This window comes from Seohaeicola nanhaiensis (assembly GCF_042654245.1).
Lineage (GTDB): Bacteria > Pseudomonadota > Alphaproteobacteria > Rhodobacterales > Rhodobacteraceae > Seohaeicola_A > Seohaeicola_A nanhaiensis.
Genome location: NZ_JBHSGI010000002.1, coordinates 958,028 through 977,165 on the forward strand (window position 1 = coordinate 958,028; position 19,138 = coordinate 977,165).

17 protein-coding genes are annotated in these 19,138 nt (G+C 68.0%); 3 read left to right on the top strand and 14 right to left on the bottom strand.

What is annotated here, in order from left to right; translation table 11 throughout:
* Positions 1-22 precede the first annotated feature (22 nt).
* The 14 genes from ACFO5X_RS04825 to ACFO5X_RS04890 all read right to left on the bottom strand — a co-directional run bounded on the left by ACFO5X_RS04825 (position 23) and on the right by ACFO5X_RS04890 (position 15,028).
* A complete protein-coding gene (locus tag ACFO5X_RS04825; RefSeq protein ID WP_380716102.1) occupies positions 23-1,186 on the bottom strand; it encodes a GumC domain-containing protein in 1,164 nt (387 codons plus the stop codon).
* Between the two features lie 29 nt (positions 1,187-1,215).
* Positions 1,216-2,106: a P-loop NTPase family protein gene (locus tag ACFO5X_RS04830; RefSeq protein WP_380716103.1), complete on the bottom strand. Its 891-nt coding sequence runs from the start codon at positions 2,104-2,106 to the stop codon at positions 1,216-1,218.
* Between the two features lie 81 nt (positions 2,107-2,187).
* Positions 2,188-2,484, bottom strand: coding sequence for a hypothetical protein (locus tag ACFO5X_RS04835; protein ID WP_380716104.1), 297 nt, complete (start codon positions 2,482-2,484; stop codon positions 2,188-2,190).
* Positions 2,485-2,853: 369 nt separating this feature from the next.
* Positions 2,854-3,855: a type I glyceraldehyde-3-phosphate dehydrogenase gene (gap, locus tag ACFO5X_RS04840; protein WP_380716105.1), complete on the bottom strand. Its 1,002-nt coding sequence runs from the start codon at positions 3,853-3,855 to the stop codon at positions 2,854-2,856.
* A 189-nt stretch (positions 3,856-4,044) separates the two neighbouring features.
* A complete protein-coding gene (locus ACFO5X_RS04845) occupies positions 4,045-5,679 on the bottom strand; it encodes a dihydroxyacetone kinase subunit DhaK (RefSeq protein ID WP_380716106.1) in 1,635 nt (544 codons plus the stop codon).
* Positions 5,680-5,689: 10 nt separating this feature from the next.
* Complete coding sequence (locus ACFO5X_RS04850) at positions 5,690-6,685, bottom strand: ABC transporter ATP-binding protein (protein WP_380716107.1); 996 nt, start codon at positions 6,683-6,685, stop codon at positions 5,690-5,692.
* Positions 6,678-7,775 carry an ABC transporter ATP-binding protein gene (locus tag ACFO5X_RS04855; RefSeq protein ID WP_380716108.1) on the bottom strand — a complete coding sequence of 366 codons (1,098 nt, stop codon included), beginning with the start codon at positions 7,773-7,775 and terminating at the stop codon, positions 6,678-6,680. The genes ACFO5X_RS04850 and ACFO5X_RS04855 overlap by 8 nt, the downstream gene beginning before the upstream one ends.
* Positions 7,776-7,779: 4 nt before the next feature.
* Positions 7,780-7,956, bottom strand: coding sequence for a hypothetical protein (locus tag ACFO5X_RS04860; RefSeq protein ID WP_380716385.1), 177 nt, complete (start codon positions 7,954-7,956; stop codon positions 7,780-7,782).
* A gap of 115 nt (positions 7,957-8,071) precedes the next feature.
* The gene (locus ACFO5X_RS04865; RefSeq protein ID WP_380716109.1) at positions 8,072-9,010 is read right to left on the bottom strand and encodes a carbohydrate ABC transporter permease; all 939 of its coding nucleotides are present in this window, start codon (positions 9,008-9,010) and stop codon (positions 8,072-8,074) included.
* Between the two features lie 121 nt (positions 9,011-9,131).
* On the bottom strand, positions 9,132-10,079 hold the full coding sequence (locus ACFO5X_RS04870) for a carbohydrate ABC transporter permease (RefSeq protein WP_380716110.1): 948 nt from the start codon (positions 10,077-10,079) through the stop codon (positions 9,132-9,134).
* A 108-nt stretch (positions 10,080-10,187) separates the two neighbouring features.
* The gene (locus ACFO5X_RS04875; RefSeq protein ID WP_380716111.1) at positions 10,188-11,501 is read right to left on the bottom strand and encodes an ABC transporter substrate-binding protein; all 1,314 of its coding nucleotides are present in this window, start codon (positions 11,499-11,501) and stop codon (positions 10,188-10,190) included.
* Positions 11,502-11,693: 192 nt separating this feature from the next.
* The gene (locus tag ACFO5X_RS04880) at positions 11,694-12,854 is read right to left on the bottom strand and encodes a Gfo/Idh/MocA family protein (RefSeq protein ID WP_380716112.1); all 1,161 of its coding nucleotides are present in this window, start codon (positions 12,852-12,854) and stop codon (positions 11,694-11,696) included.
* Between the two features lie 69 nt (positions 12,855-12,923).
* Positions 12,924-13,976, bottom strand: coding sequence for a sugar phosphate isomerase/epimerase family protein (locus ACFO5X_RS04885; protein ID WP_380716113.1), 1,053 nt, complete (start codon positions 13,974-13,976; stop codon positions 12,924-12,926).
* On the bottom strand, positions 13,973-15,028 hold the full coding sequence (locus ACFO5X_RS04890; protein WP_380716114.1) for a LacI family DNA-binding transcriptional regulator: 1,056 nt from the start codon (positions 15,026-15,028) through the stop codon (positions 13,973-13,975). Before ACFO5X_RS04890 ends, ACFO5X_RS04885 begins: the two co-directional genes overlap by 4 nt.
* 181 nt (positions 15,029-15,209) lie before the next feature.
* On the opposite strand from ACFO5X_RS04890, the gene ACFO5X_RS04895 reads away from it, so the two are divergent.
* The 3 genes from ACFO5X_RS04895 to ACFO5X_RS04905 all read left to right on the top strand — a co-directional run bounded on the left by ACFO5X_RS04895 (position 15,210) and on the right by ACFO5X_RS04905 (position 19,136).
* Positions 15,210-15,980: an SDR family NAD(P)-dependent oxidoreductase gene (locus ACFO5X_RS04895; RefSeq protein WP_380716115.1), complete on the top strand. Its 771-nt coding sequence runs from the start codon at positions 15,210-15,212 to the stop codon at positions 15,978-15,980.
* 10 nt (positions 15,981-15,990) lie between these two features.
* Positions 15,991-16,875 carry a LysR family transcriptional regulator gene (locus ACFO5X_RS04900; protein WP_380716116.1) on the top strand — a complete coding sequence of 295 codons (885 nt, stop codon included), beginning with the start codon at positions 15,991-15,993 and terminating at the stop codon, positions 16,873-16,875.
* Positions 16,876-17,060: 185 nt separating this feature from the next.
* Positions 17,061-19,136 carry a hydantoinase/oxoprolinase family protein gene (locus ACFO5X_RS04905; RefSeq protein WP_380716117.1) on the top strand — a complete coding sequence of 692 codons (2,076 nt, stop codon included), beginning with the start codon at positions 17,061-17,063 and terminating at the stop codon, positions 19,134-19,136.
* Positions 19,137-19,138: the final 2 nt, after the last annotated feature.

Below are 19,138 nucleotides of genomic sequence, written 5' to 3' on the forward strand. Positions count from 1 at the left end.
GCGGCGCGGGGTGTGGCGGCGGTCAGACGGGGCCGGTCCGGTCGTGCGTGGAACGCGCCGGCGGCACAGCGCGGGGGACGCTGACGATGGTGCCGACCTCGGTCAGGCGGCGAAGCTGGCGGGTGGTGCGCACCACCGGGTTGCGCCAGTCGAGCAGCAGCGCCAGCGCCACCGCGACCAGCGCGCTGAGCGCGCCGCCGCCGAAGGCTACGGCGCGGCGGTTGTCCTCGACCGGGGCCTCGGCCCGTTCGGCGGGTTCGATGACCACCAGCCGCTCGGACATGTGACGGGTTTCCAGCATCAGGTCGACCTCGGCGGCGTCTCGGCTCTGGGCGGTGTCGTCGAGCTGAGCCATGATATTGCCGAGGCCGTGCAGCAGCGCGGCATAGTCCTGTTCCAGCGCGGGCGGCGGGGCGAGCGCGCGCAGCTGGGCGCGGCGCGCGGCGGTCAGCACGGCGCGGCGGCGGTCGAGATCGCTGGCGGCGTCGGACTGGCCCGCCCCCGGCGCGGCCCGGGCGCGGTCGATCGCCAGAATGGCGGCGTCGATCCGGGCGAGCTCGTCCATCCCGGCGGGATCACCGGCGGCCAGCGCGGCGTCGTGGCGGGTGCGGAAGTCGGCGATGCGGCGCTCCTGCTCGGCCAGATCGGCGATCAGGCCGCTTTCGCGGGCAAGGTAGAAGTCGAGCGTGGCCCGCGCCTCGGCGATGCGCAGCAGCACGCTTTCTCGGATCAGGCGGTGGCCGAGTTCCTGCGCGACCAGCCGGGCCTGTTCGGCATCGGGCATCCGGGCGGAAATCAGCAGACGCGGCGGCTCTTCCGGGCCCGGCGCCTTCAGCTCGATCCGCACGGCGTTCCGCAGGGCGTCGAGCTGGGCGCGCCGGGTCATGCCGCGGCGGTCGGCAAAGAGATCGTAGGCGTCGATCACCTGGCCCAGCGCCTGATCGGACAGGACCGCGCGCATCAGCCCGTCGACCTGGCCGCGCAGCCTGCCCCGAGCGGCGGCGGCCGAGGCCCCGGCCAGACGCGGGGCCGAGACCTCGATGACTTCGCGGGAGTCATAAAGCGGGCGCTGGGTCATCCCGAGACCGGCGGAGAGCAGCAGGCCGAGGCACATCACGACGAGCATCAGCCCGGTGCGGCGCCGCAGGGTGTCGAGCGTCTCGTTCAGACGCGGGAGGAAGGTCATTCTGGGTTTCGTCCTGGATTCGGGCCGCGTTACGCGTGAACCGGTTCGGGGCCGGTGCGGCGGGCCAGATTGAGGACGACGCCCAGGATCTGGGTCTGGCCGGCGAGGCGGTCTTCGCAGGCGGTGATATGCTCGGGCCGGGTGCGGGTCGCGTCGGCGACCAGCACGACGCCATCGACCTGCGGCAGGAAGGCGGCGAGGTCATCGCGTTCCAGCACCGGGGGCATGTCGCAGAGCAGGACGCCCGGTTGCAGCCGGTCGAGCATGGCCGAGACCGCCAGGGCGCAGGCGTCGCTGTTCAGCAGCCCCGCGACCGGCTGGTCGGAGGGGCGGGCGAGGCCGGTGGCCAGCGTGTCGGAGAGGCGGAGGAAATGCGCCTCAGGCGGGCGCTGGCCGGCCAGAAACCCGCGCATGTCGTCGGGGCCACTCAGGCGCAGCGCGCGGGCGACGCCGGGGCGGTGCAGGTTCATGTCCATCAGCACGGTGCGCAGGCCGGGCACGGTGGCGAAGCTGTGCGCGAGGTTGACGGCTGTGAAGGTGGTGCCGCAGCCGGCGGTGGGCGCGGCGATGGCGATGCGGCTGAGCGCATGGCTGCGCATATACTTGAGCAGGCGGGTGCGCAGGTCATCGAAGGCGCGTTCGACCGCCGCGTCATTGGCGCCGGCCATGTCCAGCGGCAGGCGCGCCCCGCGCAGGGCGGCCCAGGCATCGGCAGGCGGCGCGTCGGCGATACGGGTGCGCGGGGGAATGGGGAGCGAGGTGACCACCCGTAGTCGAGCGGGGCCAGCAGGCCGGGGCCGGGGCTCCGGCTCGGGCGGGGTGGATTTGCGGAACAGGCCGCGGTTCTTCGGTTCGGGCAGGCTGTGCCATAGTGAGCCCGGCCCTGACTCCGTCCGGTCGAACGGGTGATCGTCGTCCATTCTTGCCCCCTTCTGTTGCCCGCACCGGCCGGGCCGGTCCTGGCGGGCAATTCGTGGCCGCGCGTGCCGCGGCGGCTGTCTTCAGTGTCCGGCGCGCAGGGCCAGCCGCGCGGCGATGCGGCGCAGCGCGAGCCAGCCCCAGGCCCAGGCCAGCATCTCGTCGGCCAGCGCCATCAGCGAGCCTGCGGGCGGCTGTTCGAGCCGGCGCCAGTGGTCTTCGGGAACAAAGGCCGCGAGCGGTCTGAAGGGTGCGTCCACATTAGCGTGGACAGGAGATGCGGGCGGCAGCGCCAGCTCCGTTTCCCGCGTGGTCCGAGATCGCCCGGCGACCCCGTAATTGGTCCCTTTTGCCGCCGGGTTATCCTTGCCTGTCTCCATCGTGTCACCTTCCAGACCGCTCTCCCGGACCAAGTCCGGTTTTTGGGAAAGCCCCTGGCCTTTCTGATCGTTACCACACCAACCGCTCCGGCCCCCAGGACCGGATGGGTGGCCAAGGACGCGATCCCGTCGAGCGGAAAACACCAACACGACAACGAACGCCCGGCGAAACCGCGCCTTGACCGATTATGAAAATATCAGGGGCGGAAACCGGGCGCTGGGAAATCGCGCCGAACACACTGTTTCCACTCAGAAACGGCCTATTTTTGACAAAATCGGCAGAAGCGCCGGAAACAGTGCCGGATGTGAAGCCGGACTGTTTCCCTGAAGGGCAGATTCGGAGTCAGAGTGGGGTGGATTCGCCCGCCGTCAGGCGGCGCGGATCATCGCGGCGGCGGTGTCGAGCATCCGGTTCGAAAAGCCCCATTCGTTGTCGTACCAGGCCAGCACGCGGGTCAGCCCGGCCTCGCCCACCGAGGTCTGGGCGGTGGCGAAGATCGAGGAATGGGGATTGTGGTTGAAGTCCGAGGAGACCAGCGGCAGGTCCGAGGCGGCGAGGATGCCCTTCAGCGGGCCGGCGGCGGCGGCCGCTATGGCGGCGTTGATCTCCTCGGCCGAGGCGGGGCGTTCGGGCAGGAAGCAGAGATCGACCGCCGAGACATTGGGCGTGGGCACCCGGATCGCCGAGCCGTCGAGCTTGCCCTTGAGGTTCGGCAGTACCAGCCCGATCGCCTTGGCGGCGCCGGTCGAGGTGGGGATCATGCTGAGCGCGGCGGCGCGGGCGCGGTAGAGATCCTTGTGCGCCGTATCCAGCGTCGGCTGGTCGCCGGTGTAGGAGTGGATCGTGGTCATGTAGCCCGAGACGATGCCGAAGGCCTGATCCAGCACCTGGGCGACGGGCGCCAGGCAGTTGGTGGTGCAGGAGCCGTTCGACACGATCCTGTCGGCGGCGGTCAGCGTGTCGTGGTTGACGCCAAAGACGATGGTCTTGTCGGCGCCGGACGCGGGGGCGGAGACCAGCACCCGGCCCGATCCGTTGCTCAGATGCGCCTGGGCCTTGTCCTTGCTGGTGAAGATCCCGGTGCATTCCAGCGCCACGTCCACCCCCTGCCAGGGCAGCCCGGCCGGGTCGCGTTCGGCGGTGACGCGGATGCGGTGGCCGTTCACGGTGATATGGTCATCGCCCACCGTGACATCGGCGTTGAAATGGCCGTGGACCGAGTCGAACTGCAGTAGATGCGCATTGGTCGCCACCGGGGCCAAGTCGTTGATCGCGACGATCTCGACATCGCTGCGCCCGCTTTCGATCCAGGCGCGCAGCACGCAGCGACCGATCCGGCCGAATCCGTTGATGGCGAGCTTTGCGGTCATGGGGCGTCCTCCTGATGGCAGATGGTAGCGCTAACAATCAACAACTAAAGACCCGCTAGCGCTAACGGCGCGTGTAGCATGGCCTCTCCGCGAAATCCAGTCCTCTCCCCTTCTCTGGTTTCCAAATACCTCAGGGGGGCCGCCCGAAGGGTGGCGGGGGGCAGAGCCCCCCTGCCCGGCCGCCTGCCTTCACGCCGCCTGGTGGTGGCGGGCGACAAATTCGAACAGGCGCGCGACGGCCTCGGCGCCCGGGTCCTTGTGGCCGACCAGCTGGTCGGCGGCGATATAGCTCGCGCGGCCGGCGTTGGCGCGGCGCATCGCGGCCGTGGCATCGGCCCCGGCGCGCGCGGCGGCGGCGGCCTTGTCCAGACCCTCGGGCACCGCCTCGAGCGCGGGGGCCAGCGCGTCGATCATCGTGCGGTCGCCGACCCGCGCGCCGCCGACCTGCTGGACCCGGTCCAGCCCCGCCTTCAGCGCGCCGATGGGATTGGCGCCGTTGGCCGAGGCATCGCCCGCGGCGGCGAAGAAGATGGCCAGCAGCACGCCGGAGGAGCCGCCCATGGTCTGGGACAGCTCCAGCCCGATGGCGCGGTAGAGCTGGGTGAGGTCGGCCAGCGGCAGCCGGTCGACCGCCTTGATCAGGGCCCGGGCGGCCGTTGCCAGCGTCGAGCCGGTGTCGCCGTCGCCGGCATGGGCGTCGAGGTCGTTCAGCGCGGCCTCGGCGGCGATCATCTCTTCGCAGCAGTCGGTCAGGAAGCGTGCCATGGCCGGATTCTTCGAGGGCATCGGCTGGATCGGGGTCAGCCCGTCCGGCAGCGGCAGCACCGCGACCGGCCCCACCGCGCGGCAGCCGGGCCAGGCCCAGGGCGCGACGGGGGCCTGGAGCAGCGTCTCTTCCGAGGCGCCGACCGGCAGCAGCGAGACGGAGAAGCCCTGCATGTCGAGCGAGGTCATCAGCGGCGCGGGACCGACCATCCAGCGGATGCGTTCGCCCAGGCGCGAGCGGGCCAGTTCCTCGGCCAGGACCGCCATTTCCAGCGGCATCGCGCCGCCGAGGTTGTTCAGCAGCGCCACATGCGGGCCGGGGCCGACTTTGGGCGCGAGGCGGTCGACGACCATGCCCATGGCCTCGGCGGCGGAGGTGAAATCGACCTGTTCGATCCCCGGCTCGCCGTGGATGCCAAGGCCCAGCTCGGCCTTGCCGGCGTCGATGCGGTCCTGCTTGGGCGACCCGGGCACGGTGCAGGTGTCGAGCGACATGCCGATGGAGATCACCCCGGCAATGGTCTTGCGGGCGGCCGCCGTCACCTCGGCCAGGGACGCGCCCTGATCGGCCAGCGCGCCGGCGATCTTGTGCACGAAAAGCGTGCCGGCGACCCCGCGCGCCTGCGGCGTGTCGGGCAGGGCGATGTCGTCATCGACCACGACCATCGCCACGTTCAGCCCGAAGGCGCGCGCGCGTTCCGCCGCGAGGCCGAAGTTCAGCCGGTCGCCGGTGTAGTTCTTGACGATTAGCAGGCAGCCGGCCTTGCCGGTCACCGCCAGGATCGCCGCCAGCACCGCATCGACCGAGGGCGAAGCGAAGACGTCGCCGCAGACTGCCGCCGTCAGCATCCCCTGCCCGACGAAGCCCGCGTGGCTGGGTTCGTGCCCCGAACCGCCCCCCGAGACCAGCGCGACGCGGGACTTGTCCCAGTCGGTGCGCACCACGACCTTGATATGGGGATAGCCGTCGAGCCGGGCGAGCCGGCCGCCGCCCAGCCGCAGCGCGCCGTCGATGGCCTCGGTGACCAGCGTTTCCTTGCTGTTGATGAACTGCTTCATGGCTGTCTCCTCATCCGATCCGCGCGCCGGCGGCATCGAAATACAGCGCCGCGCGGGGCTGGATGGCGACGGTGTCGCCGGGTTCGTAGACCGTATGGACCTCGGTCAGGGTAACGATGTCATGGCCTTCGAGGTTGAGGTGCAGGCGGGTGTGGTCGCCCAGATGTTCGACGCGCGTGACGCGGGCCGGCTTGCCCTCACCCTGGGCCACATGTTCGGGGCGCATCCCGATGGTGCGCGCGCCCGCCGGTGCCCCGCCGAAGAGCGTGGCGGGCAGCAGGTTGATGCGCGGCAGGCCGAGGCGGGAGGCGACGTATTGCGAAACCGGAGATTCGTAGATCTCGCGCGGGGTGCCGAACTGCACCAGCCGGCCCTGATCCAGCACGCCGACATGGGTGGCCATCGTCATCGCCTCGATCTGGTCGTGGGTGACGTAGAGCAGGGTCGCGCCAAGGTCGGCCTGGATACGTTTCAGCTCGATCCGCAGTTCCGCGCGCAGCTTGGCGTCGAGCGAAGAGAGCGGTTCGTCCATCAGGTAGATCTGCGGGTCGCGGACCAGGGCGCGGCCGATCGAGACGCGCTGCATCTCGCCGCCCGAGAGCGCGGTCGCCTTGTTGTCGAGCTTGTGGGGGATCTGCAGCACCTCGGCCACCTGCTGCACCCGGCGGGCGATCTCGGCCTCGGGCGTCTTCAGGATCGGCGAGCGCAGGGGGAAGGCGAGGTTGTCGCGCACGGTGAGGTGCGGGTAGAGCGAATATTGCTGGAAGACCATCGCCACGTCGCGCTGCGCGGGCGTGTCGTGAATGACCGAGCGGCCGCCGATCCGGATATCGCCCGCGTCGGCATTTTCCAGACCCGAGATCAGCCGCAGCACGGTTGTCTTGCCCGCGCCGGTGGGGCCGAGCAGCACGACGAAGGCGCCGTCGGGCACGGTCAGGGTGACATCCTGCACCGCCCGGGTGTCGCCGAAGGCCTTGGAGACACCGTTCAGGATGACCTCAGCCATGGCGCAGCACCCCTTCGTTCAGGTCCGAGACCAGCGCGCGGCCCGACTGGCTGTCAAACAGCGTGACCGTGGCCGGGTTGAAATCGAGGCCCACCGTCTCGCCCGTGCGGGCCACCTGATCCGAGCCGATGCGCGCCTTGAGCCGTCCTCCGCCGGTTTTCAGGGTGACGATCTGGGTGGTGCCGAGGTATTCGCTGGCGACGATCTCGCCCCGGAAGGCGCCGTCGTCGGTCAGGCGGATATGCTCGGGGCGCACGCCGAAGACCATGTCGCCGTCGAAGGCCTCGCGCGTCTGGGGGATGGCGAAGCGGTGGTGGTGCATCGCCACCTCGGAGGCGCCCCGTTCCACGGTGCCGGTGAATTTGAGGAAGTTCATCGCGGGCGAGCCGATGAAATCGGCGACGAACATGGTGGCGGGCTTGTCGTAGATGTCCTGCGGCGCGCCGAACTGTTCGATCACGCCGTGGTTCATCACCACGATCTTGTCGCCCATCTGCATCGCTTCCAGTTGGTCGTGGGTCACGTAAACGGTGGTCGCCCCCATCCGGTCGTGCAGGGCGCGCAGCTCTTCGGCCATGTGTTCGCGGAATTCCGCGTCGAGCGCGCCGAGCGGTTCGTCCATCATGAAGGCCTTGGGGTCGCGCACGATGGCGCGGCCCAGCGCCACGCGCTGGCGGTCGCCGCCCGAGAGGCCGCCGACGGGGCGGTTCAGGATGTCCTCGATCCCGAGGATTTTCGCCACCTCGGCCACCTTCTCGCGCACCCGGGCGCGCGGCATTCCCTGGCTGACCAGCGGATAGGACATGTTCTGGCGCACGTTCATATGCGGGTAGAGCGCGAACATCTGGAAGACGAAGGCGATGTCGCGGGCGCTGGCGGGTTTCTGGCTGACCTCCTCGCCGTCGATCCAGATTTCGCCGGAGGTCGGCAGCTCCAGCCCGGCGATCATGCGCAGCGTCGTTGTCTTGCCGCAGCCTGAAGGGCCGAGCAGCATGAAGAACTCGCCATCCTCGATCCGGAACGACGATGACTGCACGGCGGTGAAGTCGCCGAATTCCTTGCGCAGGTCCTTGATGACGATCTCGGCCACGGGGCTACTCCGGGAAATGGCTGACGATGATGAACATCACGGTTCCGGCCAGCGTGGTGAGGAAGGACCAGGTGTAGAGGATCAGCCAGAAGGGCTGCATCAGCATGACCACGCCCAATCCGATCAGGAGGGTTGCGACCATCTCCCAGGGGCCGCGGCGCAGGCGCATCAATCCGTTCACGAAGGCCCTCACGACGCTGCCCTTTCTTCTCTGTCCATCCCTGCCCAACCCAACCGACGCCAGCGCGCGGGCTCTGCGCAGGGTGGGCGATTGCGCCCACCATCCCCCGCCCCGCTCATTTGCGCACCGCCCCGAAGGTGATCCCGCGCAGCAGGTGCTTGCGCAGAAGGATGGTGAAGATCATCACCGGCAGCAGGAAGATCGTCGCCCCCGCGGCCACCGCCGGCCAGTCGAGCCCGCCGACGCCGATGATGGTTGGAATGAAGGGCGGCGCGGTCTGGGCGGTGGCCGTGGTCAGCAGCACGGCGAAGGCGTATTCGTTCCAGGCGAAGATCAGGCAGAAGATCGCGGTCGAGGCGATGCCGGTGGCGGCCTGGGGCAGCACCACCTTCACGAAGGCCTGGAAGCGGGTATAGCCGTCGATCAGCGCCGCCTCTTCGTATTCGCGCGGGATCTCGTCGATGAAGCCCTTGAGCAGCCAGACGGCAAGGCTGATGTTCACGGCCGTATAGAGCAGGATCATGCCGAGATGCGTGTCCGAGAGGCCCAGCTGGCGATACATCAGGAAGATCGGGATCGCGACGGCGATGGGCGGCATCATCCGGGTGGAGAGGATGAAGAACATCAGGTCGTCCTTGAGCGGGATCTTGAAGCGGCTGAAGGCATAGGCGGCCAGCGTGCCGAGCACGATCGACAGGAAGGTCGAGCCAAAGCCGATGATCACCGAATTCAGGAAGCGTTCGCCGAATTTGGAAGGGCCGACGATGACCATGTCGTATTGGCGCACGATCTCGTCCGCCCAGCTTTGCGGCGGGTTCGCCGCCAGGAACTCGGGCGTCTGGCGGGTGCGGGTGGTGAAGAGGTTGACGTAGCCTTCGAGCGTCGGGTCGAAGATGACCTTGGGCGGATAGCTGATGGAATCCGCCGGCGACTTGAAGCCCGTCATCATGATCCAGGCCAGCGGGATCATGGTGATCAGCGCGTAGAGCACGACCAGCGTGCCGGCGATCCACTTCTGCCGGGCCGAGGGTTCCGTGATCGAATAGCTGCTCATGGCGCGCCCCCTGATCCGGCCTTGCGGCCGGTGCCTCCGGCGGGAGTATTTGAAAAGAAGAGAAAGACCGCGCCCGGCTTCTTCTCTTTCCAAATACTCAAGAAAGATCCTGCCAGCATCCTCAGCGCTCCTTCACCTTGTTGAGCGCCTTCACGTAGATCGAGGCCAGTCCGAAGACGGTGACGAAGAGGATGATGGCATAGGCGCTGGCGTAGCCGGTGCGCCATTTCTCGAAGGCCTCGCGTTTCAGGTTGATCGAGGTGAGTTCGGTGGTCGACCCCGGCCCGCCGCCGGTCAGCTGCACCACGAGGTCGAACATCTTGAAGTTCTCGATGCCCCTGAACAGCACCGCCAGCATCAGGAAGGGCAGCACCATGGGCACGGTGATGGTCCAGAACTGGCGCCATTTCGACGCGCGGTCGATCTCGGCCGCCTCGTAGATGTAGTCGGGGATCGAGCGCAGCCCGGCCAGGCAGATCAGCATGACGAAGGGCGACCACATCCAGGTGTCGACGATGACGATGGCCCAGGGCGCGAGCGCGACCGAGCCGATCATCTCGAAGCTCGATGGATCGACGCCGGTGAAGAAGGCGACGATGTAATTGAACAGCCCGATCTGCGGCTGGTAGAGGAAGGTCCAGAAGTTGCCCACCACGGCGGGCGAGAGCATCATCGGCAGCACGATGATCGTGGTCCAGAGATCGTTGCCGCGGAACTTGCGGTTGATCAGCCAGGCCAGCGTGAAGCCGATCAGCACCTGCAGGACGATGGTCCAGAACAGGAAATGCGCGGTCGCCTGCATCGTCAGCCAGATGTCGCTGTCGGTCAGGATGCGCTCGTAGTTCTTCAGCCCGATGTATTCGACACCGCGGTTGGCGCGGTTGGCCTTGAAGTCGGTGAAGCTGAGATTGATCGTCCAGATCAGCGGGAAGATGTTCACCGCCAGCAGCAGGAAGATCGTCGGCGCCACGAAGATCCAGGCGATGGCCCGGTCCGACAGGCCCCGGATGCGCCGGGCGACGGGAACGGGCGTGGCGCGGGCGGCGCGATCGGCGATGGTGTCGGTCATGTGCGGGCCTGGGCATTCAGCGTCGCGGGGACGCGGCGGCGAGGGGTGGGCGGATCGCCCACCCTACGGCTTGGTGTAGGGTGGGCAATCTGCCCACCCTCATCGGGATCAGAGCTTGCCTTCGTCCTCGAAGACCTCGGTCCAGTCGGCGATCAGCGCGTCCAGCGCCTCTTTCGCGGTGCCCTGGTCGGCGACGACATAGTCGTGCATCCGCTTCTGCATCGCGAGCAGCAGCTCGGCATAGGCCGGCTCCTGCCAGAAGTCCTGCACCGCGCCCATCGCCTCGAGGAAGTCGCCCGCGAAGGGGGCCGAGTCCTTGAAGCCCGGATCGTTCAGAACCGCGTTATGGCAGGAATAGCCGCCAAGCGACCACCATTTCTGCTGGACCTCGGGCTGGGCGAACCACTTGATGTATTCCAGCGCCGCGTCCTGCTTTTCGGAGTAGGAGACGACCGAGATGCCCTGCCCGCCCAGCGTCGAGCCGGCCTGGTTCTGCGGCGGGTTGACGAAGAAACCGATCTTGTCGCCACCCACGTTCGGATCGGCATAGAGGCCGGGGAAGAAGGCGAACCAGTTCATCCCCATGGCCACCTGACCCGATTTGAAGGCGTCAAGGCTTTCACCCATATAGGCGTTGGTATAGCCGGGCGGTGTCGCGGTCTTATAGAATTCCTTGTAGAATTCCAGCGCTTCCACCGCCTGCGGCGAGTTCACCGCGCCTTCCATGTCGTATTTGCCGGGCGTGTTCTCGTATTTGAAGCCCCAGGGGTACAGCGCCCCGGTGATCCCCATGGTGATACCTTCCGAGCCGCGCTCGGTGAAGATCGCCGCGCCGTAGACGGTCTTGCCGTCGATCTCGCGGCCCTGGAAGAACTGGGCGATTTCCAGCAGCTCCTTCTGGCTCTTCGGCTCGGCCAGATCGCGGCCCGTCTTCTCCTTGAAGGCGGCCTTGATGTCGTCGCGTTCGAACCAGTCCTTGCGATAGAACCAGGCGTTGGCGTCCCCCATGGCGGGCAGCGCGTAGTAGTTCGGCTCGCCCTTGGGCCAGGTGGAATAGGCATAGACGGTCGCGGGCGCGAAGTCGTCCATCGAGATGCCTTCGGCGTCGAAGAAGTCGTTCAGCTTGACGTAGTGCCCGTTCTCGGCACCGCCGCCGATCCACTGGCTGTCGCCGATCAGCAGATCGCAGAGCTTGCCGCCTGAATTCAGCTCGTTCAGCATCCGGTCGGCGAAATTGGGCCAGGGCACGAATTCGAAGTTCATCTTGTGGCCGGACTGCGCCTCGAACTCCTTGCTGAGTTCGACCAGCGCGTTTGCCGGATCCCAGGCGGCCCAGCAAAGCGTCAGATCCTCGGCCTGCGCGGTGCCCGCAAAGGCGGACGCCGACAGCGCAGTCGCCGCCAATAACTTGGACGTCTTCATTATGATTCCTCCCGATCATGAACCCGGCAGTTCCCCTGGCCCCGCAGGGCGCCCTCCGCCGGATTGGAAAAAGCGTAGATGAGGTGCGTACCTCAAGTAAAGAAAAATTCTGATGTACGCCCATCAGGCGCGGCCCGGTCTCGCCGCGACGCGCCTGTGGCCGGGTGTGAAATGCCGAATTCGTGAAGGGATTCAGCGCGCCGGCGCGACCCAGACCCCGCCGCGCGCCGAGGAGCGCACGCAGGCGTCGACAAAGGCGACGCCCTCCAGCCCGTCCGCCACGCCGGGGAAAAGCACGCCCTCCGGTATCGCCTGCCCCGCCGCGCGGGCGCGAATCGCCGCCGCCGCCTCGGTGTAGATCGTCGCGAAGGCCTCCAGATATCCCTCGGGATGGCCCGAGGGGATGCGGCTGACCCGCCCCGCCGCGCCGTCCGATCCGGCAGCGTTGCGCCTTATACGCCGCGGCGCCTCGCCGAAGGGGGCGTGCCAGAGGGTGTTCGGTTCTTCTTGCGCCCATTCCAGACCGCCCTTGTCGCCGTAGATCCGCAGCCGCAGCGCGTTCTCGTTGCCGGGCGCGACCTGGGACGACCAGAGCATTCCCCGGGCGCCGCCCTCGAAGCGCAAGAGCACATGGGCGTTGTCATCCACCCGGCGGCCTTCGACAAAGCTCTGCATGTCGGCGCAGACGGCCTCCAGCCGCAGGCCCGAGACGAAGCCCGCGAGGTTCATCGCATGGGTGCCGATGTCGCCGATGCTGCCGCCCGCGCCCGAACGTTCGGGGTCGGTGCGCCAGCCCGCCTGCTTCTGCCCGGTCGCTTCCAGCGCCTCGGTCAGCCAGTCCTGCGGGTATTCCACCTGCACCACGCGGATCGTGCCCAGCGCGCCCGAGGCCACCATGGCGCGGGCCTGCCGCACCATCGGGTAACCGGTGTAGTTATGCGTCAGCACGAAGAGCGCGCCCGAAGCCTCGGCCGCCTTCACCATCTTCTTCGCCTCACCCAGCGTGGCGGTCAGCGGCTTGTCGCAGATCACGTGGATGCCGCGTTTCAGAAACTCCTTCGCTGCCGGATAGTGCATGTGGTTGGGCGTGACGATGGCCACCGCCTCGATCCCCTCCTTCAGCCGCGCCTCGCGCTGGGCCATGGCGGTGAAGTCGTCATAGACGCGGGACGCGTCCAGCCCGAGATCGTCGCCCGAAGCGCGCGATTTCTCGGCCGTCGAGGAAAAACACCCGGCGACCAGTTCGAACTGATCGTCCAGCCGCGCCGCCATGCGGTGCACGCCCCCGATGAAGGCGTCGCGCCCGCCCCCCACCATCCCGAGCCGTATCCGCGCCGCGCCCTGACGTTCCATGAAAACCTCCCTGCTTTTCCTCTTGCGTCAAATATCCCGGGGGTCCGGGGGCAGCGCCCCCGGCCTTGCTCACAACCCCAGCATCGCCCGGTTGGCGGCCTGATCCGTCCCGCCATCGGCAAAGTCGTCAAAGGCGCGCTCGGTCACCCGGATGATGTGATCCTTCACGAACTGCGCGCCTTCGCGGGCGCCGTCCTCGGGGTGTTTCATCGCGCATTCCCATTCGACCACGGCCCAGCCGTCGAAGTCGTATTGGGTGAGCTTGGAGAAGACCGCGCCGAAATCCACCTGCCCGTCGCCCAGGCTGCGGAACCGCCCGGCGCGGTTCACCCAGGACTGGTAGCCGCCGTAGACGCCCTGCCGCCCTGTCGGGTTCAGCTCGGCGTCCTTGACGTGGAACATGCGGATCCGCTCGTGGTAGATGTCGATGTTGTCGATATAGTCCATCGCCTGCAGCACATAATGCGAGGGGTCGTAGAGCATGTTGCAGCGGGCGTGGTTGTTCACCCGTTCGAGGAACATCTCGAAGCTGACGCCATCGTGCAGATCCTCGCCGGGGTGGATTTCATAGCAGATGTCGACGCCATGCTCCTCGGCGTAATCCAGGATGGGCCGCCAGCGGGAAGCGAGTTCGTCGAAGCCGGTCTCGACCAGGCCCGCGGGCCGCTGCGGCCAGGGATAGACATAGGGCCAGACCAGTGCGCCCGAGAAGGTCACATGGGCGCCTATGCCCATATTGGCCGAGGCGCGGATCGCCTGTTTGACCTGATCCACCGCCCATTCCTGCCGCGCTCTGGGGTTGCCGCGCACCGAAGGCGCGGCGAAGCCGTCGAAGGCGGCGTCATAGGCCGGGTGCACGGCGACCAGCTGGCCCTGCAGGTGGGTCGAAAGCTCGGTCACCTCGATCCCGTTCTCGGCCGCCTGGCCCTTGAAGTCGTCGCAGTAGTCGCGGCTGTCGGCGGCCTTGGCGAGGTCGATCAGCCGGGCGTCCCAACTAGGGACCTGCACGCCCCTGTAGCCGCAGTCCGCCGCCCATTTCGTGATGAAGTCCCACGAGTTGAACGGCGCGTCGTCGCCCGCGAACTGGGCCAGAAACAGGGCCGGGCCCTTGATGGTCTTCATGTCTTGTCCTCCCGATAGGCGCCCTGAGGCAGGTTTTCCTTCAACACGATCTCGATGCGGATGCGCTCCTGGCTGGCGATGACCTCGACGCCGTCGCATTGCGCCTTGAGCACCCGCGCCGCGCTGCGCGCGATATGACCGGCGTTCTGGTTGATGATCACGTCGACCACGCCGTCGGTCAGCATCTCGCGCGCGTGGGGCGTCAGGTCGTGGCCGATGATGGTCAGCCGGTCGGCCAGTCCGCGCGCGCGCACCACCTCGGTGATCCCGCGCAGGCCGGCGCCGGCGCAGTAGATGCCGACCACGCCGGTGTGGTTGTCAAGACATTGCGCCGTCACCCGCGCCACCATCTGGTGGTTGTCCCAGCCCTCGATGGTCGGCAGCGTGGTCAGGCCGGGAAAGCGGGTGGCGATCACCTCGTCGAAGCCCATGCGCCGGTCGACCATGTCGCGGGCCTGCATGGTGTTGACCGCCACCACGATCTTGCCCGGACCCGGCCCGGCAAAGCGGCCCATCAGCACGCCGGCGGTGCGGCCGGCGGCAAGGTTGTCGATGCCAACGAAATGATCGCGTTCGGACTGCGGCTGGTCGGTGATCATCGCCACCACGGCGACGCCGCGGGCCTTCAGGCGGGCGATCATGTCGCGCACCATGGGGGTTTCGTTGGCCATGATGGCGACGCCGTCAAAGCCCATCGTCTCGATCCGCCGGAAGGCCTGCTGCAGCGCCACCTGGTCGCCGATGGCGACATGGGTGGTCTCGATCTCGAGCCGGTCGGCGCTGAGGCCGGCGGCCGCCTCGTCGATGGCCTCGTGCAGCACGCGCAGGAACTGCGAGGGGGTGTCGGGCAGCAGGAAGGCGAAGCGGTAGCGGCGCTGGCGTGCGAGGTTGGCGGCCGAGAGGTCGCGAACATAGCCCAGCCGGCTGACCGCCTCCTGCACGCGGCGCACGGTGACCTCGCGGACCCCGGCGCGGGCGTTCAGCACCCGGTCGACCGTCGCCAGACTGACCCCCGCGACCCGGGCGATGTCATGCACCGTGGGCTTGCCCATTGCTCTCTCCCTGAAAGCGCAGGCTATGTCATCGGCTTGAGGCACGTCAATCAGATGTATGGCGCCCTGCCTGCCGCCGCGCTTGCGATGATGGCGGAATGGAGTATTTGGAAAGAGAAGACGCCGCAGGGGGCGCCGCGACCGGCGCGGCGGCACAGGCGATGGCCGAACGGAGGATGACATGACCAACCAAGCCCTTTTCCCCGATCTGGACGGCGCGTCGGTCTTCATCACCGGCGGCGGGTCGGGGATCGGAGCGGCGCTGGTCGAGGGGTTCGTCGCGCAGGGCGCGCGAGTGGCCTTCGGCGATATCCGCGACAGCCGCGGCTTTGCCAACGACCTGGGCGCGCGGTTCGCCAATGCGCCGCTGTTCCTGGAGTGCGACATCACCGATACCGAGGCGCTGCGCCGCTCTCTCGCCGAGGCAGGCGCGGCGCATGGGCCAGTGACGGTGCTGGTGAACAACGCCGCCAACGACGACCGCCATACGCTGGATGCCGTCACGCCGGAGTATTGGGACCGCATGATGGCGGTCAATCTCAAGGCCTATTTCTTTGCCTGTCAGGCGGCCGCGCCGGGGATGGCGGCGGCCGGGCGCGGGGCGATCGTCAATTTCAGCTCGATCAGCTATATCATGGGGAATGCGGGCTATCCGGTCTATACCGCCGCCAATGCGGCGATCACCGGCATGACGCGCAGCCTGGCGCGCGAGCTGGGACCGCAGGGGGTGCGGGTGAACGCGGTGGCGCCGGGCTGGGTGCTGACCGAGAAGCAGCGCGAATTGTGGGCGACGCCCGAGGGGCTGGCCGATCACCTGTCGCGCCAGTGCCTGCCCGAGCATCTGATGCCCGAGGATCTGGTCGGACCGGTGCTGTTCCTGGCCTCGCAGACCAGCCGCATGATCACCGGGCAGTGCATCGCCGTCGATGGCGGCGTGGTGGTCTCGGGCTGAGGCGCGCCTCGTGGCCATCACGCTGAAGCAGCTGGAAGCCTTTGTCTGGATCGCCGATCTGGGCAGTTTCCGCGCGGCGGCCGAGCGGCTGAACACGACGCAGCCCAATATCTCGGCCCGGATCGCGGCGCTGGAGGGCACGCTGAACGTCACGCTGATGGAACGCGACGCGGGATCGGTGCGGCTGACCGCGCGGGGGCGCGACCTGCTGGACCATGCCCGCGCCGTGCTGCGCGAGGGCGAGGCGCTGATCACCGCCTCGGGCGCGGTGGGGCTGTTCGACGGCACCCTGCGGCTGGGGGTGACCGAGATGATCGTGCACAGCTGGCTGCGCGATTTCCTGCGCGCCTTCCGGGCGCGGTTTCCGAAGATCAGCGTCGAGCTGACCGTCGACATGTCGGCCAAGCTGGAGGAGGAGCTGGCGGGCCATCGCATCGACCTGGCGCTGCAGAACGGCCCGTTCAGCCGCGTCGCCACCGGCACCGCGCCGCTGGGGCTCTATCCCCTGGTCTGGGTGGCGGCGCCGGCGCTGGAGCTGGAGGGGCGGCTGACCCCGGGCGACTTCGCTGCGCACCCCGTGCTGACCCATGCGCGCGGCACCCGGCAATACGCGCAGGTGGCCGAGCATTTCCGCGCCGAGGGGCAGGCGGTGCGGCTGGTGCCCTCGTCGAACCTGGCGGCGGGGATGCAGATGGCGGTGCAGGGAATGGGCGTCGCCGCCTTGCCCGCCGCGATGGTGGCGCGCGAACTGGCCGGCGGCGATCTGGTGCGGCTGGACTATGGCTGGGTGCCCGAGGCGCTGGACTTTGCCGCCCGGTATGACGCGCGCACCGCGCCGGGATTCGTCGCCACGGCGGCGGGCATCGCGCAGGAGGTGGCGCGCGGTCACGGCTGAGAGGGTCGCAGGGGGCTCTGCCCCCGCCGCGCCTGTGGCGCGGCCCCCCGAGGTATTTCGGAACCAGAGAAGGCAGGGACGCGGCGCGCAAGATCAATTCTGTTTATGCAATCTACAAAATCAAATAATTTGATCTGATTGTCGGGTGCCCCTAGCCTGATGGCAACTTCGGCAAGGGAAGACTCATGGCACAGACGATCCGCATGGGCATCGACATTGGCGGCACCTTCACCGACGTGGTGCTGGAAGTCGATGGCGCCGCCTTTTCCACCAAGGTGCTGACCACCTATGCCGCGCCCGAGGACGCCATCGCGGAGGGCATTCACCGGGTCTGCACCCAGGCGGGCATCGGGCTGGGCGACGTGCAGCAGATCATCCATGGCACGACGCTTGCGACCAATGCGCTGATCGAGCGGCGCGGGGCGAAGACGGCGCTGATCACCACCGAGGGCTTTCGCGACATCATCGAGATGCGCACCGAGAGCCGGTTCGAGCAGTACGACCTGAACCTGACCCTGCCCGAGCCGCTGCTGCCGCGCCAGTTCCGCTATACGCTGCGCGAGCGGATGGATGCGCAGGGCAATGTGCTGATCCCGCTGGAGCGCGCAGAGGTCGAGGCGCTGGCGGAGCGGATGAAGCTGGCCGGCTTCACCTCGGTCGCGGTGGGGCTGCTGCATTCCTACCAGAACGACGCCCATGAGAAGATGGTGCGCGAGGTTCTGGCCGAGCGGCTGCCGGGGGCGATGATCTCGCTTTCGAGCGAGGTCAGCCCGCAGATGCGGGAATACGAGCGCTTCAACACGACAATTGCCAATGCCTATATCAAGCCGCTGATGAAGAGCTATCTCGGACGGCTGGAGGCGCGGCTGCGGGCCGAGGGGGTGAATTGCCCGGTGTTCCTGATGCATTCGGGCGGCGGGATCATCTCGATCGAGAGCGCGGCGGAGTTTCCCGTGCGGCTGGTGGAATCCGGGCCGGCGGGGGGCGCGGTCTTTGCCGCGCATATCGCGGCGCGCTATGGGCTGAACAAGGTGCTGAGCTTTGATATGGGCGGCACCACGGCGAAGATCTGCCTGATCCGCAACCTGGCGCCCAAGACGGCGCGGGTGTTCGAGGTGGCGCGGTCCTACCGGTTCAAGAAGGGGTCGGGGATGCCGATCTCGATCCCCGTCATCGACATGGTGGAGATCGGCGCCGGGGGCGGGTCGCTGGCCCATGTGGACGCGATGCGGCAGATCCGGGTGGGGCCGGAATCGGCGGGGTCGGAACCGGGGCCAGCCTGTTACGGGCGCGGCGGGGAGCGGCCGGCGGTGACGGATGCGGACCTGACGCTGGGCCGGCTGGATCCGGCGAATTTCGCGGGCGGGTCGATCCCGCTGTTCCCCGAGCGGTCGGCGGCGGCGCTGGATGCGGCCATCGGCGGGGTGCTGGAGATGGATGCGGAGGCCGCGGCCTTCGGGCTGTCGGAAGTGGTCGACGAGAACATGGCCAATGCGGCGCGGGTTCATGCCGTGGAAAATGGCGAGGATCTGAGCGAATACACCATGATCGCCTTTGGCGGCGCGGCGCCGCTGCATGCCGGGCGGCTCTGCGAGAAGCTGGGCGTGGCGCGCTGTCTGGTGCCGCCGGGGGCGGGCGTCGGCAGCGCCATCGGGTTCCTGCGGGCGCCGTTCAGTTTCGAGGCGAACCGCAGCGTCTATACCCGGCTGTCGGATTTCGAGCCGGGCAAGGTCAGCGCGCTGCTGTCTGATCTGGAGGGCGAGGCGACGCGGTTCGTGCGGACCTGCGATGCGACCTCGCGGATCGATTGCGACTACAAGGTCTACATGCGCTATCGCGGGCAGGGTTGGGAGATCCCGGTGCCGCTGACCCGCGAAGATGCGGCAAAGCCCAGCGCCGAGCGGTTCCTCGCGCTGTTCGAGACGGAGTATACCCAGCTGTTCGGCCGCACGGTCGAAGGGCTGGACGTGGAAATCGCGGTCTGGTCGGTGAACGCGACCACGCCGTCGCAACCGGCGACGCCGGTCGAGGCGGTGACGCGGGGCCGGACGGTGGAGGCGCCGGAGAGGCGCGCGATCCTTGACCCGGCACTGGGGCAGCGGGTGGAGGCCGGCATCATCGCCCGCGCCAGTCTGGACAGCGGTGCGGCGGTCGATGGTCCCGCCGCCATCACCGAGAACGAGACGACGGTGATCGTGCCCTCGTCACGTCGTGCCATCCGGCAGCCCGATGGCTGCATCGACCTGAGCCCGAAGGAGTAAGC

Coding starts and splice junctions, on each gene's coding strand:
- ACFO5X_RS04895 (WP_380716115.1), top strand. CDS start 15,210: ATGACCAACCAAGCCCTTTTCCCCGATCTGGACGGCGCGTCGGTCTTC.
- ACFO5X_RS04825 (WP_380716102.1), bottom strand. CDS start 1,186: ATGACCTTCCTCCCGCGTCTGAACGAGACGCTCGACACCCTGCGGCGC.
- gap (WP_380716105.1), bottom strand. CDS start 3,855: ATGACCGCAAAGCTCGCCATCAACGGATTCGGCCGGATCGGTCGCTGC.
- ACFO5X_RS04865 (WP_380716109.1), bottom strand. CDS start 9,010: ATGAGCAGCTATTCGATCACGGAACCCTCGGCCCGGCAGAAGTGGATC.
- ACFO5X_RS04830 (WP_380716103.1), bottom strand. CDS start 2,106: ATGGACGACGATCACCCGTTCGACCGGACGGAGTCAGGGCCGGGCTCA.
- ACFO5X_RS04870 (WP_380716110.1), bottom strand. CDS start 10,079: ATGACCGACACCATCGCCGATCGCGCCGCCCGCGCCACGCCCGTTCCC.
- ACFO5X_RS04845 (WP_380716106.1), bottom strand. CDS start 5,679: ATGAAGCAGTTCATCAACAGCAAGGAAACGCTGGTCACCGAGGCCATC.
- ACFO5X_RS04905 (WP_380716117.1), top strand. CDS start 17,061: ATGGCACAGACGATCCGCATGGGCATCGACATTGGCGGCACCTTCACC.
- ACFO5X_RS04835 (WP_380716104.1), bottom strand. CDS start 2,484: ATGGAGACAGGCAAGGATAACCCGGCGGCAAAAGGGACCAATTACGGG.
- ACFO5X_RS04885 (WP_380716113.1), bottom strand. CDS start 13,976: ATGAAGACCATCAAGGGCCCGGCCCTGTTTCTGGCCCAGTTCGCGGGC.
- ACFO5X_RS04880 (WP_380716112.1), bottom strand. CDS start 12,854: ATGGAACGTCAGGGCGCGGCGCGGATACGGCTCGGGATGGTGGGGGGC.
- ACFO5X_RS04875 (WP_380716111.1), bottom strand. CDS start 11,501: ATGAAGACGTCCAAGTTATTGGCGGCGACTGCGCTGTCGGCGTCCGCC.
- ACFO5X_RS04850 (WP_380716107.1), bottom strand. CDS start 6,685: ATGGCTGAGGTCATCCTGAACGGTGTCTCCAAGGCCTTCGGCGACACC.
- ACFO5X_RS04890 (WP_380716114.1), bottom strand. CDS start 15,028: ATGGGCAAGCCCACGGTGCATGACATCGCCCGGGTCGCGGGGGTCAGT.